Genomic DNA, 14,216 nt, shown 5'->3' on the forward strand with positions numbered 1-14,216 from the left:
GGGCAAGCCCGCTCCTACCAAGAGCGGGCTTGCCCCGCGAATGGGTCCTAGAGGGCTGCCGCCAGCTCCAGGTCTGAGGCCTGCACCAGGTATTCGATCAACTCCCCCACCGGCAGCGGCTTGCTGACCAGGAACCCTTGCACCTGATCACAGCCGAACTCGCGCAGCAAGGCCATCTGCTCGGGGGTTTCAACCCCTTCGGCTACGACTTCCAGGTTGAGGTTGTGCGCCAGGTTGATCATCGCATGCACCAGCTTGCGGTTCTCCTCGCGCATCTCCATTTCAGCGACGAAGCTGCGGTCGACCTTGAGCAAGGTAATCGGCAGGCTGTTCAGGTGCACGAACGACGAGAAGCCGGTGCCGAAGTCGTCCAGCGAGAAGCGCACCCCCAGCCGGCCCAGGGCGTCCATGGTCTGGCGCACCAGCTCGTTACGGCGCATCACTGCGGTTTCGGTGAGCTCGAACTCCAGCCAACGGGCGTCCACCCCGTGCTCGATGATCAGGCGGCTCAGGGTTGCCAGCAGCTGGCTGTCCTGGAATTGGCGGAAGCTCAGGTTCACCGCCATGTGCAGCGGCGCCAGCCCGCGCTCGCGCAGGGCCTGCATGTCGCGCAGGGCGCGGGAGATCACCCAGTAGCCCAGCGGCACGATCAACCCGCTCTGCTCTGCCAGCGGCACGAACTCGCTGGGCGGCAGCAGCCCGCGCTCGGCGTGGCGCCAGCGCACCAGCGCTTCCAGGCCGACGATGCGGCCGTCGGCCAGGTTCAGCCGCGGCTGGTAATGCAGCTCCAGCTCATCGCGGCGCAGGGCGCGGCGCAGCTCGCTTTCCAGGTCGGCCAGGCTGCGCGCGTTGCGGTTGATACGCTCGTTGAACACATGGAACGTGCACCCCTGCACGCCCTTGGCCTGGCGCATGGCAATGTGCGCGTGCCACATCAACGGGTCGGCGCCGCCCTGGGTACGGGCATGGGCGATGCCCAGGCTGCAGCCCAGCAGCAGGCTTTCGCCGTCGATCCAGTAGGGCTCGGCCAGGGCCTCGACGATGCGTTCGGCGATCCACTCGGCGCGGTTGGGGTCGCGGCGGGTGTCGATCAGCAGGGCGAACTCATCGCTACCCAGGCGCGCCAGCTGGTCGCTGGCTTCGAGCTCTTTCTTGAGCCGCGACACCACCTGCAGAATCAGCCGGTCGCCGCCTTGGTGGCCAAGGGCGTCGTTGACGTGGCGGAAGTTGTCGAGGTCGAGATGGCCCAGGGCCAGGCCGCGACCGTCGTTTTCCGCCAGGCGCGCGGTGAGCAGGGCCTGGAAGCCCTGGCGGTTGGCGATGCCAGTGAGCGGGTCCTGCTCGGCCAGGCGCTGCAAAGTCGCCACCAGCACCCCGCGCTCACGCACATGGCGCAGCGAACGGCGCAGCGCATCACTGGTGAGCTGGCCGCGTACCAGCCAGTCGCTGACGCCTGTGGGGGTGGCCGCAGGTTCGTGGTCCAGCAACAGGATGGTCGGCAGTTCACAGCGCCCCGCAGCCGGTTGCAACGCTGGCGTGGCCAGCACCACGGCCTGGCGGTCGTGGCTGAACAGGCTGTCGACCGCCGCCCAGTTCGGCGCGGTCAGCAATACCGCGGCGTCGCCCAGGGGCTTGAGGCGCTCGCGCAATAAGGCGGCCCACTCCGGCTCATCGGCCAACAGCAGCAAACGCAGAGGTTCGGCAGGCGTGGACAAGCGGGCTCCTTAAGGCTTGGGCGTAATACGTTGGGCGCACGATATGCTACTGCATAAATGAAAATGATTTTCACTTTTAGACATATCCTTTGCCTGCAGCGCCTCCCGTCGCAATTTGACGTGCATCCTGAGGGAAACGCGCTAAAGCAGCAATTAGGTTTTTTTCGGTGAATACCATTAGTTTGATTCATGCTATGGACCGCAAGAGAAAGTCTGACTCAAACGTCAGACGGTCACGCCACAAACGCCCCATGCCTGTTAGAATGCGCGGCTATTTTCTGGCGACCCCCGGTTTCTAGCATGTCCCGACTCAATCCCCGGCAACAGGAAGCCCGTGACTACGTCGGCGGCCCTCTATTGGTGCTCGCCGGTGCAGGTTCGGGCAAGACCAGCGTGATTACGCGCAAGATTGCCCACCTCATCCAGAACTGCGGCATCCGTGCCCAGTACATCGTGGCGATGACCTTCACCAACAAGGCTGCCCGCGAGATGAAGGAACGGGTCGCCACCCTGCTGCGCCCGGGGGAAGGCCGCGGCCTGACGGTGTGTACCTTCCACAACCTGGGCCTGAACATCATCCGCAAGGAGCACGAGCGCCTGGGCTACAAGCCGGGCTTCTCGATCTTCGACGAGTCCGACATCAAGGCGTTGCTGTCGGACATCATGCAGAAGGAATATTCCGGCGACGACGGCATCGACGAGATCAAGAACATGATCGGTGCCTGGAAGAACGACCTGATCCTGCCCGCCGAAGCCCTGGAAAACGCCCGCAACCCACGCGAGCAGACCGCCGCCATCGTCTACACCCACTACCAGCGCACGCTCAAGGCGTTCAACGCGGTGGACTTCGACGACCTGATCCTGCTGCCGGTCAAGCTGTTCCAGGAACACCCCGACGTGCTCGAACGCTGGCAGAACCGTGTGCGCTACCTGTTGGTGGACGAATACCAGGACACCAACGCCAGCCAGTACCTGCTGGTGAAGATGCTGATCGGCATGCGCAACCAGTTCACCGTGGTGGGCGACGACGACCAGTCGATCTACGCCTGGCGGGGCGCGCGCCCAGAGAACCTGATGCTGCTCAAGGAGGACTACCCCTCCCTGAAGATCGTCATGCTCGAACAGAACTACCGCTCCACCAGCCGCATCCTGCGCTGCGCCAACGTGCTGATCGCCAACAACCCGCATGCCTTCGAGAAAGAGCTGTGGAGCGAGATGGGCGTGGGTGACGAAATCCGCGTGATCCGCTGCAAGAACGAGGAAGCCGAGGCCGAACGGGTGGCCATGGAAATCCTCACCCTGCACCTGCGCACCAACCGCCCGTACAGCGACTTCGCCATCCTCTACCGTGGCAACTACCAGGCCAAGCTGATCGAGCTGAAGCTGCAGCACCACCAGGTGCCGTATCGCCTGTCCGGTGGCAACAGCTTCTTCGGCCGCCAGGAGGTCAAGGACCTGATGGCCTACCTGCGCCTGCTGGTGAACCCGGACGACGACAACGCCTACCTGCGGGTGATCAACGTGCCGCGCCGGGAAATCGGTTCCACCACCCTGGAAAAGCTGGGCAACTACGCCACCGAGCGCAAGATCTCGATGTATGCCGCCAGCGAGGAGTTGGGCCTGGGCGAGCACCTGGACGCCCGCTACACCGAGCGCCTGCAGCGCTTCAAGCACTGGCTGGACGGGGTACGCCACAAGGTCGCCCTGGAAGACCCGATTGCCGCGCTGCACGAGATGATCCGCGACATCGACTACGAGAACTGGATTCGCCAGCAAACCGCCAGCGACAAGGCTGCCGAGTTCCGTATCAGCAACGTCTGGTTCCTGGTCGAGGCGCTGAAGAACACCCTCGAAAAGGACGAAGAGGGCGACATGACCATCGAGGACGCCATCGGCAAGCTGGTGCTGCGCGACATGCTCGAACGCCAGCAGGAAGAGGAAGAGAACGCCGAGGGCGTGCAGATGATGACCCTGCATGCCTCCAAGGGCCTGGAATTCCCTTACGTGTTCATCATGGGCATGGAGGAGGAAATCCTCCCCCACCGTTCCAGCATCGAGGCCGACACCATCGAAGAAGAGCGCCGCCTGGCCTACGTGGGCATCACCCGCGCCCGCCAGACCCTGGCCTTCACCTTCGCAGCCAAGCGCAAGCAGTACGGTGAAATCATCGACTGCACGCCCAGCCGTTTCCTCGACGAACTGCCGCCCGACGACCTGGCCTGGGAAGGCCTGGACGATGCGCCGGTCGAGGTGAAGGCCGCACGTGGCAACAACGCCCTGGCCGACATCCGGGCAATGCTCAAACGCTGATCAACCCTTATCCTTTAAATCTGCCGCTTTCAGCGGCCACCTTTGTTACATCGAGGAATACCACAGTGGAAGCACTGCATCAGAAGATTCGCGAAGAAGGCATCGTGCTTTCCGACCAGGTTCTCAAAGTCGACGCGTTTCTCAACCACCAGATCGACCCGGCGCTGATGCAGCTGATCGGTGACGAGTTCGCCCGCCTGTTCGCCGATGCCGGCGTGACCAAGATCGTCACCATTGAAGCCTCCGGCATCGCCCCGGCGGTGATGACCGGCCTGAAGCTGGGCGTACCGGTGATCTTCGCACGCAAGCACCAGTCGCTGACCCTGACCGAGAACCTGCTGACGGCCTCGGTGTACTCCTTCACCAAGCAAACCGAGAACACCGTGGCGATCTCGCCGCGCCACCTCAACAGCAGCGACCGCGTGCTGGTGATCGACGACTTCCTGGCCAACGGCAAGGCGTCGCAGGCGCTGATCTCGATCATCAAGCAGGCCGGCGCCACCGTGGCGGGCCTGGGCATCGTGATCGAGAAGTCGTTCCAGGGCGGCCGCGCCGAGCTGGACAGCCAGGGCTACCGCGTTGAATCGCTGGCCCGGGTGAAGTCGCTGGAAGGTGGTGTGGTCAGCTTCATCGAGTGATTGCCCTTGGGGCCGCTTTGCGGCCCATCGCGACCTGCGGTCGCTCCTACAGACGGATCGCGCCCGGTAGGAGCGACCGCAGGTCGCGATGGGCTGCAAAGCAGCCCCGGCCTTCTTCAGGTAGCCGCCAACCCCGCCAGCAACAACCGCTGGTAAAGCTCCTGTTTCAACCCCTGCGGCTTGTCGAGCTGCATGCGCACCAGGTGCGCCTCATACCCCTGTGGCCCCGGCGCCTCCAGCGCGGCCTTGCCCAGCTCCAGCACCTCGCTCAGCTTGAACTTGCTCTTCAGCCAATTCAGCGCCCGCAGCAAGTCCCGCTCCTCAACTGTGAAATCGGTGCCCATCGGATACTCCGGGAACAGCCTCGCATGCCGTGCCCTGACCGCTTCCAACCGTTGCGGGGTGTTGCCTGAAAAACGCGGATCCAGCTCGAAATCCTTGGCCAGCTTGCCTGCGCGCTTGGCCTGCGCCATCAACTCACCCTGGAACCGCGAATCGCTCACCGCCAGCAAGCGTGCGATCACCTCGCTGTCGGTTTGCCCACGCAAGTCAGCGATGCCGTACTCGGTCACCACGATATCGCGCAGGTGCCGTGGAATCGTGCAATGGCCATAGTTCCAGAACAGGTTCGAGGTCACCTCCCCGCCCGCCTCGCGCCAGCTGCGCAGCAGCAGAATCGAACGCCCGCCTTCCAGTGCATGGCCCTGGGCGACGAAGTTGTACTGCCCACCCACGCCACTGAGCACCCGCCCATCTTCCAGCTGGTCGGCCACCCCGGCACCGAGCAGGGTCATGCCGAACACGGTGTTGACGAAGCGCGCATCGCGGCGCTGGCGGCGCTTGAGGTCTTCCTCGCCGTACAGCTCGTTGATGTAGCTGATGCGGGTCATGGCGAACCGGGCGCGCTGCTCCAGCGGCATTTCCCGCAAGCGCTGGTAGAACGCCCGTGGGCCGAGGAAGAAACCGCCGTGTACCAGCACCCCCTGCTCGTCCGCCGGGCGCCTCACCACGCCGGCATCGGCCAGCGCCAGCAGGCCGTTGACGAACATCTCGCTGCAGCCATACAGGCCCTGGGCGAATGCACCCAGGCCACCCTCGCGGTCGATCAGTGCCTGCCAGGGGCCGACATCCAATTCGTCGAGCAGGGCGCGGTAGCCTGGGTTGTCACCCTGGCGCGCCAGCAACGCCGCCGCCAGCGCATCGCCCATGGCACCGATGCCGATCTGCAAGGTGCCGCCATCGCGAACCAGTGAGCTGGCATGCAGGCCGATGCAGTGGTCCTGGGTGGTTACCGGCATGTTCGGCGTGGAGAACAGCCGGCGCTGCTCGGCCTGGTCGATCAGCAGGTCGAAGGCATCGATCGGCAGCTCGGCATCGCCGGGCATGTAGGGCAGTTCGGCGTGCACCTGGCCGAGCATGAGGATGGTTTCACCCGCCGCACGGCGCTTGGCGATCATCGGCTGCAGGTCGAGGGTGATGTCGGGGTTGCAGGCCAGGCTCAGGTGCACCGGCTTTTCCGGGGTGGCGGCCACCAGCTGGGCGATCAGGTTCAGGCCCTTGGCGTTGATGTCGCGGGCGGCGTGGCTGTAGTTGCTGCTGATGTAGTCCTGCTGGGCGGTTTCGCTGCTCAGCAGGCTGCCGGGCTGCATGAAGAACTGCTCGACGCGAATGTTCGGCGGCAGGCGGTCGTGGCGCAGGTCGGCGAGGTAGGTGAGTTCTTCGTAGTCGGCGAAAATGCGCTCGACGAAGGGTTCGAGAAAGCGCCGTTGCAGGCCGTCGCCCAGGGGTGGGCGGCCCAGGGACAGGGCGGTGTAGAGGGTCAGCCGGCGCTCGGGCAACTCACGCACGCGGGCATACAGTGCGTTGACGAAGGCGTTGGGTTTGCCCAGGCCCAGGGGCAGGCCCATGTGGATGTGGGCTGGCAGGCGGGCGAGAACCTGCTCGACGGCGTGGTCGATGGAGCAGAGGTGCATGGGGCCTCCTGAGTCATCCTTGGGGTCAGGGATTGGACAGAGCTCAAGCGGGTTGGTTGCCTGGGCCGGCCCTTTCGCGGGGCAAGCCCGCGCCTACACGCCGCGCCATACGCTCACGAATACCTAAACGGAGGCTTCAAAGCACCGTGAAAAACCTAGAACCACTCCCTGCCCGCATAGAGTTCGTTAGAGGGTTGCCTTATGTATTCGGCACTGAAACGCATTGGCAGAATGATGTCTCGGCGCACTATAAATTTGTCATAGGCCTTGGGGTAAACGACCATTACATCTTTGCGAAAAAATGAATAGTCGCTACCTTCAACCAATCGAGAGAGGCCTTTTGTATATACCCCTACCACAGTCCCATCAGGGCCTGCAAAATGCTTGGCCAGCTCAACGGATTGTGTAAAGTAAAGCCCGCGCCCCATCAGTCCAGCGCCGGAGAATTCGACATTCAACCCGGCTTCCAAACTTCTAACGCTTTCTTCCGATCTTGTTCCATGAAGCCCAACTAATTGATAACCACGCGGAACTTTATCGGATGAACCAACGACATTCATGACATCTTCAACGCCTTTATATTCATGTTTATAGTAATTTCGCTCCGAATAAATGCGATCCGGCAGCTTTCGTACTCTCGGCGAAGACGCAGATGCAACAGGGCGCGCTGTAAAATGGCGCCTGAACGATTTCCTCATAGACTCAAACACCGGAACGCTGCCGCTGGGGTCCCGCCGGTTAACCGGGTCGCCCAGACAGTAGGCATATGAGTTTAACCCCCCCGCTGCAAACGGGCTCATGCGGTCGGAACTGGTGAAACGCATCAGTGAAGGGCTGAATGCTCGACGGCCATTACCTAATAAATAACATCTCGTCACCCTATCCGGTCGGCTGCCATTGAAACCGAGCAGGGTTTGCCTTGTTGTGTCATAGCCGTAGGCTGAATAGCCAAAACAGTCCAGTGCCCTACCCGGGACCGGACGTTGCGCCTGTGCCCGATTGATTGCAGTATGCGCTGGGCAATGGTCGCCGCCTTCTGCCGGTTTCATAGCCTACCTCCTACTCATCTAAGCAGCGGTTTGAGTGTTCCTGAGCAGGAAGAAAAATGAAACTGGTAAAAATGACGGACCTCGCCACCCCACCCAAACGCATAGGTGGGACCTTTTGATGGGCCCTTGGGCTACTGGGGCAAGCATTGGCCTAGGTCGATAGATGACCGGGGCCGACTGAGCCACATAAAAACAAAGCCCGCCAAATAAGGCGGGCTTCATGTGATTGATCTGTAATTTACAGCCCAGACATCTTCTTGATGGCCCCTTTGAGGTCATCATCCGAGCAATCGGCGCAGGTGCCCTTGGGCGGCATGGCGTTCACACCGGTAATGGCCTTGGCCAGAATCCCGTCCACGCCACCTTGTTCATCGGCACGTTTCTTCCAGGCCGCGGTATCGCCAATCTTCGGCGCGCCCAGCAAGCCGGTGCCATGGCAGGCGTTGCAGTGCTTGGCGATCACGTCATCGGGCGTTTTCGCACCGCCGCCGCCGGCTGCGGCGGCCACTTCCATGCCCTTGCATTCCTGGCCCTGCACGCACACCTGGCCCACGGGTTCAAGGCGCTTGGCGAGTTCATCATTGGTCGCTGCGCTTGCGCTCATTGCCCATAGGGCGAGTACGGCTGCTGGTACGGCCAGCATCTTCTTGATTTGGTTCACGCGAACACCCTCATGGTGGCTAATCACGCCCGCGGCCACGGTTCTGCGAGCGTTGAAAAGTATAGCGGGAACCCTGAGCGCGTGAAACGACCCTACTCCGGAAAGGGGTATTAGCGAATCAATGCACTGCGCTGGATCAAAAATTCGAGGGGGTGGCCGCACTGATCAGGCGCGCAGGCGCATCGAACGGGTTGCGGAAACGGTGCGGGCGGGTGCTTTCGAAGTAGTAGCTGTCGCCCGCTTCGAGGATGAACAACTCGTTGCCCACCACCAACTCCAGGCGCCCTTCGAGCAGGATGCCGGTTTCTTCGCCATCGTGGGTGAGCATTTCAGCACCGGTGTCGGCGCCCGGCGGGTACACCTCGGTGAGGAAGGCAATGGCGCGGTTGGGGTGCGACTTGCCCACCAGCTTCATGGTCACCGCACCGTCGGAGATGTCGATCAGCTCGTGGGCCTTGTAGACGATCTGCGTGGGGCTCTCGGGTTCGAGTTCGACCGAGAAGAATTCGACCATGGACATGGGAATGCCGCTGAGCACCTTGCGCAGCGAGCTGATCGAGGGGCTGACGCTGTTCTTCTCGATCATCGAGATGGTGCTGTTGGTCACCCCAGCGCGCTTGGCGAGTTCCCGCTGGGACAGGCCCTTGAGCTTGCGGATAGCTTGCAGTCGTTCGCCGACGTCCAAAGCTTGCGCCTCCTGAAACGGTGTGATGGCGGGGTGAATGTGAACGATATCATGGCAATGCCGTTCAGTATTTACAACACACCGCCCTCACGCTGACCGCTTCGGCGCCTTATTCGCCGTAATAGTCCAGCGGCACGCGCCTCAGGTTGCAGAAGATCTGGTAAGGAATGGTGCCGGCCTGCTGGGCCACGTCGCTGGCCAGTACCTGCTTGCCCCACAGCTCCACCGGGCTGCCGACAGTGGCTTCGGGCACATCGGTGAGGTCGATGCAGAGCATGTCCATCGACACCCGGCCGATCAATTGGCTGCGCTTGCCGGCGACCATCACCGGTGTGCCGGTGGGCGCATGGCGCGGGTAGCCGTCGGCATAGCCCATGGCGACCACGCCGACCCGGGTCGGGCGTGGGCTGATGAATTTGGCGCCGTAGCCCACCGGCTCGCCCGCGGGCAGTTCACGCACGCTGATGACGCGCGATTGCAGGGTCATCACCGGCTGCAGGCGCGCAGCCAGGGGCTGTTCGGCCTCGAAAGGCGTGGCGCCGTACAGCATGATGCCGGGGCGCACCCAGTCGCTTGGTGCTTGCGGCCAGGCCAGCACGCCGGGCGAGTTGCGCAGGCTGCACTCGGCCACCAGGCCTTCACGGGCCGCGTTGAACACAGCGATCTGCTGCTCGGTAGTCTCGGCGTCCGGCTCGTCAGCGCGGGCGAAGTGGCTCATCAGCACGATGCGCGACACCCTGCCGGTAGCCAGCAGGCGCTGGTAAGCCTCGTGGTAGTCCTTGGGGTGCACGCCGACGCGGTGCATGCCGCTGTCGAGCTTGAGCCAGACGGTCAATGGCTTGTGTACCCGGGTTTGCTCGATCGCTTCGAGCTGCCACAGCGAGTGCACCACGCACCACAGGTCGTGCTCGGCGATCAGCGCCAGCTCGCTGGCCTCGAAGAAGCCTTCCAGCAGCAGCACCGGGGCCTTGATGCCGGCGGCGCGCAGTTCCAGCGCCTCCTCGATGCAGGCCACGGCAAAGCCATCGGCTTCGGGTTCCAGGGCCAGGGCGCAGCGCACGGCGCCGTGGCCGTAGGCGTCGGCCTTGACCACGGCGAGGGCCTTGGCAGCGGACAGTTCACGGGCCAGGCGGTAGTTGTGGCGAAGGGCTTGCAAGTCGATCAGGGCGCGGGCGGGACGCATGGCGGCTGCCTTATGGTGTACGGGTTGAAAACGGTGTTGGGTTCTTCGCGGGGCAAGCCCGCGCCTACAAGGAGCCACACGGTCCCTGTAGGCGCGGGCTTGCCCCGCGAAGAGGCCGGCACAAGCAACCTCACTGCTGGTGGGCAGGCTCGGTCCGACCGTGCTCGGCCACTTTCGGGCTATTGCCGTAGCGCGAGATGTCCAGGCCTTCGGCGCTGATCTGCGGCTTCTTGCGCGCAATCAGGTCGGCCAGCAGGCGCCCGGAGCCGCAAGCCATGGTCCAACCCAGCGTGCCGTGGCCGGTATTGAGGAACAGGTTGCGGAACGCGGTGGCGCCCACGATCGGCGTGCCGTCCGGGGTCGCCGGGCGCAGGCCGGTCCAGAAACTGGCTTGGCTCAGGTCGCCGCCGCGAGGATAAAGGTCGTTGACGATCATCTCCAGCGTTTCACGTCGACGCGGGTTCAACGACAGGTCGAAACCGGCGATTTCCGCCATGCCGCCCACCCGGATGCGGTTGTCGAAACGGGTGATCGCGACCTTGTAGGTTTCATCGAGAATGGTCGAGGTCGGGGCCATGTCGGCGTTGGTGATCGGCACGGTCAGCGAGTAGCCCTTGAGCGGGTACACCGGCGCCTTGATGCCCAGCGGCTTGAGCAGCTGCGGCGAATAACTGCCCAGCGCCAGCACGTAGCGGTCGGCGGTTTCCAGCTTGCCGTCGATCCATACACCGTTGATGCGGTCACCGGCGAAGTCCAGGCGCTGAATGTCCTGGCCGAAGCGGAACTCAACACCCAGCTTCACCGCCATGTCGGCCAGCTTGGTGGTGAACAGCTGGCAGTCGCCGGTCTGGTCGTTGGGCAGGCGCAGGGCGCCGGCAAGGATGCCTTTCACACCGGCCAGCGCCGGTTCGACCCGGGCGATGCCGTCGCGGTCGAGCAGCTCGTAAGGCACGCCGGACTGTTCGAGCACGGCGATGTCCTTGGCCGCGGCGTCCACCTGGGCCTGGGTGCGGAACAGCTGGGTGGTGCCCAGGCTGCGGTTTTCATAGGCGATGCCGGTTTCGGCGCGCAGCTCGTCGAGGCAGTCGCGGCTGTACTCGGACAGGCGCACCATGCGCTCCTTGTTCACCGCGTAGCGGCTGGCGGTGCAGTTGCGCAGCATCTGCGCCATCCACAGGTACTGGTCGACATCGCCAGTGAGCTTGATGGCCAGGGGCGCGTGGCGCTCCAGCAACCACTTGATGGCTTTGAGCGGCACACCCGGGGCAGCCCAGGGCGAGGCATAGCCGGGCGAGATCTGGCCGGCATTGGCGAAGCTGGTTTCCAGGGCCACGGCCGGTTGGCGGTCGACCACGGTCACTTCGAAGCCTTGCCGGGCCAGGTAATAGGCACTGGCGGTACCGATTACCCCGCTACCAAGTACCAATACTCGCATCGTTGATCCCTCGCACGCGGCGCACCGCTGATTTTGTTGATATGGCATGGATGCGCGCAGTATAAGAAGCTAAGCCCAGTGCAATTCACTATATAAAAGCCTAATATTGGCGAGAATTCTCGGCAAAATCGCCTTTCACGGAGGGGCATCCCCTATGAGAACCCAGCACCAGAGCAAGCGTGAACTGGACAAGATCGACCGCAACATCCTGCGGATTCTGCAGAATGACGGGCGTATTTCCTTCACCGAACTGGGCGAGAAAGTTGGGCTTTCCACCACCCCTTGCACCGAGCGCGTGCGCCGCCTGGAGCGCGAGGGCATCATCATGGGCTACAACGCCCGGCTCAACCCGCAGCACCTGAAGGGCAGCCTGCTGGTGTTCGTGGAAATCAGCCTGGACTACAAGTCGGGCGACACCTTCGAGGAGTTCCGCCGCGCGGTGCTCAAGCTGCCCCATGTGCTGGAATGCCACCTGGTGTCGGGCGACTTCGACTACCTGGTGAAGGCGCGCATTTCCGAGATGGCCTCGTACCGCAAGCTGCTGGGCGACATCCTGCTGAAGCTGCCGCACGTGCGCGAGTCGAAGAGCTACATCGTGATGGAAGAGGTGAAGGAAAGCCTTTGCCTGCCGATTCCGGACTGAGGCTAGACCAGCACCTGGCGGGTGCTGGCGATGAACTGGTGGACCAGTTGCTCGGCCTCGGGCTCGATCATCGGGTCGGGGCCACGCCCGCGTGGGCAGGCCATGCGCGGGGTGGTGCCGAACAGGCGGCAGATCATCGGGCGCTCTTCATACACCGTGCAGCCGTTGGGGCCCAGGTGCACGCAGTCCAGGCGCTGCAGCGCTGCGTCCTGCTCGGCCTGGGTTTTGCGCGGCAGGCAGGCCATTTCTTCCGCCGAGGTGGTGACTGGGCCGCAGCAGTCGTGGCAGCCGGGTACGCACTCGAAGGACGGGATGAGTTCGCGCAGGAAGTGGATCTTGTGGCGGTTGCAGGACATGACGGTTACAGGGCTGAGAAATTGGCTGGATTATAGGCCCATTCGCGGGCAAGCCCGCGCCCACAGGTTCGAGCCCTTTGGCCAACCTGTGGGAGCGGGCTTGCCCGCGAACGAGGGCGCAGCCCTCGCTGGTTGCCCCACCTCGATGGCTCGGCTTATCCTCGCGCCTCCCTCCACGTTCAAGGGCCGCCCTTCATGATCCACAGCGCGCAGCACGCCGCCTCCTACTACGCCGCCAGCAGCGCGCCACACCCGGACCATTCCTTCCTGCAGGGCGAGCACCGCGCCGATGTGTGCATCGTCGGCGGCGGCTACTCAGGCCTGAACACCGCCATCGAACTGGCCGAACGCGGCTTCTCGGTGATCCTGCTGGAAGCACGCAAGCTCGGCTGGGGTGCCAGCGGGCGCAATGGTGGCCAGCTGATTCGCGGCGTTGGCCATGGCCTGGAGCAGTTCCTGCCGGTGATCGGTGAGCAGGGGGTGCGTAGCCTCAAGCTGATGGGCCTGGAGGCCGTACAGATCGTTCGCGAGCGCATCGAAAAGCATGCCATCGCCTGCGACCTGACCTGGGGCTACAGCGACCTGGCCAACAAACCCGGCGAGCTGGAAGGCTTCGCCGAGGAAGCCGAGGCGCTGCGCAGCCTGGGCTATCGCCATGAACTGCGCCTGGTCGGCAAGGACGACATCCATAGCGTGGTCGGCTCCGACCGCTATGTCGGCGGGCTGGTCGACATGGGCTCGGGGCACCTGCACCCGCTCAACCTGGCCCTGGGCGAAGCGGCCGTGGCCAGCCGCCTGGGCGTGCAGCTGTTCGAGCAGTCCGAGGTCACCCGCATCGACTACGGCGCCGAGGTGCAGGTGCACACCGCCCAGGGCCGGGTACGTGCCAAGAACCTGGTGCTGTGCTGCAACGCCTACCTCAACGACCTCAACCCAGAGCTGGGCGGCAAGGTGCTGCCGGCCGGCAGCTACATCATCGCCACCGAGCCATTGGGCGAAGCACGCGCCCGCCAGTTGCTGCCGCAGAACATGGCGGTGTGCGACCAGCGCGTGGCGCTGGACTACTATCGCCTGTCCGCCGACCACCGCCTGCTGTTCGGTGGCGCCTGCCATTACTCTGGCCGCGACCCGAAGGACATTGCCGGCTACATGCGGCCGAAGATGCTCAAGGTATTCCCGCAGCTGGCGGATGTGCGCATCGATTACCAATGGGGCGGCATGATCGGCATCGGCGCCAACCGCCTGCCCCAGGTGGGCCGCCTGGCCAGCCAGCCGAATGTCTATTACGCCCAGGCCTATGCCGGGCATGGCCTGAACGCCACGCACCTGGCCGCGCGCTTGCTGGGTGAAGCGATCAGTGGCCAGGAAAGCGGGCGCTTCGACCTGTTCGCCAAGGTGCCGCATATCACCTTCCCGGGTGGCAAGCACTTGCGCTCGCCCATCCTGGCGCTGGGGATGCTTTGGCACCAGCTCAAAGAGCTGGTCTTGTAGGAGCGGGCTTGCCCCGCGAACACCGGCGAAGCCGGTGCCCTACCGCGCTGGCTGGCACCGGCTTTGCCGGTGTTCGC

At 63.7% G+C, this 14,216-nt stretch carries 12 protein-coding genes; 4 read left to right on the forward strand and 8 right to left on the reverse strand.

The window, feature by feature from the left end; all coding sequences use genetic code 11:
• Window positions 1–47 precede the first annotated feature (47 nt).
• Window positions 48–1,715 (reverse strand): bifunctional diguanylate cyclase/phosphodiesterase, encoded by a 1,668-nt coding sequence (locus tag F3J44_RS09010; RefSeq protein ID WP_167271796.1) that lies wholly within the window; start codon window positions 1,713–1,715, stop codon window positions 48–50.
• Window positions 1,716–2,015: 300 nt separating this feature from the next.
• On the opposite strand from F3J44_RS09010, the gene rep reads away from it, so the two are divergent.
• Together rep and F3J44_RS09020 are read left to right on the forward strand one after the other, a co-directional pair.
• Complete coding sequence (gene rep / locus F3J44_RS09015; protein ID WP_167066097.1) at window positions 2,016–4,025, forward strand: DNA helicase Rep; 2,010 nt, start codon at window positions 2,016–2,018, stop codon at window positions 4,023–4,025.
• A gap of 65 nt (window positions 4,026–4,090) precedes the next feature.
• The gene (locus tag F3J44_RS09020) at window positions 4,091–4,663 is read left to right on the forward strand and encodes a xanthine phosphoribosyltransferase (RefSeq protein ID WP_003253535.1); all 573 of its coding nucleotides are present in this window, start codon (window positions 4,091–4,093) and stop codon (window positions 4,661–4,663) included.
• Window positions 4,664–4,779: 116 nt separating this feature from the next.
• Here F3J44_RS09020 and F3J44_RS09025 read toward each other — a convergent pair whose 3' ends face one another.
• The 6 genes from F3J44_RS09025 to dadA all read right to left on the reverse strand — a co-directional run bounded on the left by F3J44_RS09025 (window position 4,780) and on the right by dadA (window position 11,649).
• A complete protein-coding gene (locus F3J44_RS09025) occupies window positions 4,780–6,636 on the reverse strand; it encodes an acetyl-CoA hydrolase/transferase family protein (protein WP_167271798.1) in 1,857 nt (618 codons plus the stop codon).
• A gap of 155 nt (window positions 6,637–6,791) precedes the next feature.
• The gene (locus F3J44_RS09030) at window positions 6,792–7,685 is read right to left on the reverse strand and encodes an RHS repeat-associated core domain-containing protein (RefSeq protein ID WP_167271800.1); all 894 of its coding nucleotides are present in this window, start codon (window positions 7,683–7,685) and stop codon (window positions 6,792–6,794) included.
• Between the two features lie 238 nt (window positions 7,686–7,923).
• Window positions 7,924–8,346, reverse strand: a complete 423-nt coding sequence (locus F3J44_RS09035; protein WP_205299772.1) for a c-type cytochrome — start codon at window positions 8,344–8,346, stop codon at window positions 7,924–7,926.
• A gap of 136 nt (window positions 8,347–8,482) precedes the next feature.
• Window positions 8,483–9,031 carry a cupin domain-containing protein gene (locus tag F3J44_RS09040; RefSeq protein WP_167066106.1) on the reverse strand — a complete coding sequence of 183 codons (549 nt, stop codon included), beginning with the start codon at window positions 9,029–9,031 and terminating at the stop codon, window positions 8,483–8,485.
• A gap of 109 nt (window positions 9,032–9,140) precedes the next feature.
• Window positions 9,141–10,214 (reverse strand): alanine racemase, encoded by a 1,074-nt coding sequence (alr, locus tag F3J44_RS09045; RefSeq protein WP_167271802.1) that lies wholly within the window; start codon window positions 10,212–10,214, stop codon window positions 9,141–9,143.
• A 130-nt stretch (window positions 10,215–10,344) separates the two neighbouring features.
• On the reverse strand, window positions 10,345–11,649 hold the full coding sequence (dadA, locus tag F3J44_RS09050) for a D-amino acid dehydrogenase (protein ID WP_167066111.1): 1,305 nt from the start codon (window positions 11,647–11,649) through the stop codon (window positions 10,345–10,347).
• Window positions 11,650–11,803: 154 nt separating this feature from the next.
• Here dadA and dadR point away from each other — a divergent pair, with 154 nt between their 5' ends.
• Window positions 11,804–12,292, forward strand: a complete 489-nt coding sequence (gene dadR, locus F3J44_RS09055) for a transcriptional regulator DadR (RefSeq protein ID WP_003258963.1) — start codon at window positions 11,804–11,806, stop codon at window positions 12,290–12,292.
• Window positions 12,293–12,294: 2 nt separating this feature from the next.
• On the opposite strand, the gene F3J44_RS09060 is transcribed toward dadR, so the two are convergent.
• Window positions 12,295–12,648, reverse strand: coding sequence for a YkgJ family cysteine cluster protein (locus F3J44_RS09060; RefSeq protein ID WP_167271803.1), 354 nt, complete (start codon window positions 12,646–12,648; stop codon window positions 12,295–12,297).
• Window positions 12,649–12,843: 195 nt separating this feature from the next.
• Between F3J44_RS09060 and F3J44_RS09065 the strand changes: the two genes are divergently transcribed.
• Complete coding sequence (locus F3J44_RS09065; protein WP_167271804.1) at window positions 12,844–14,139, forward strand: FAD-binding oxidoreductase; 1,296 nt, start codon at window positions 12,844–12,846, stop codon at window positions 14,137–14,139.
• The last annotated feature ends 77 nt before the right edge of the window (window positions 14,140–14,216 follow it).

Source organism: Pantoea sp. Tr-811 (genome assembly GCF_011752535.1).
Classification (GTDB): Bacteria; Pseudomonadota; Gammaproteobacteria; order Pseudomonadales; family Pseudomonadaceae; genus Aquipseudomonas.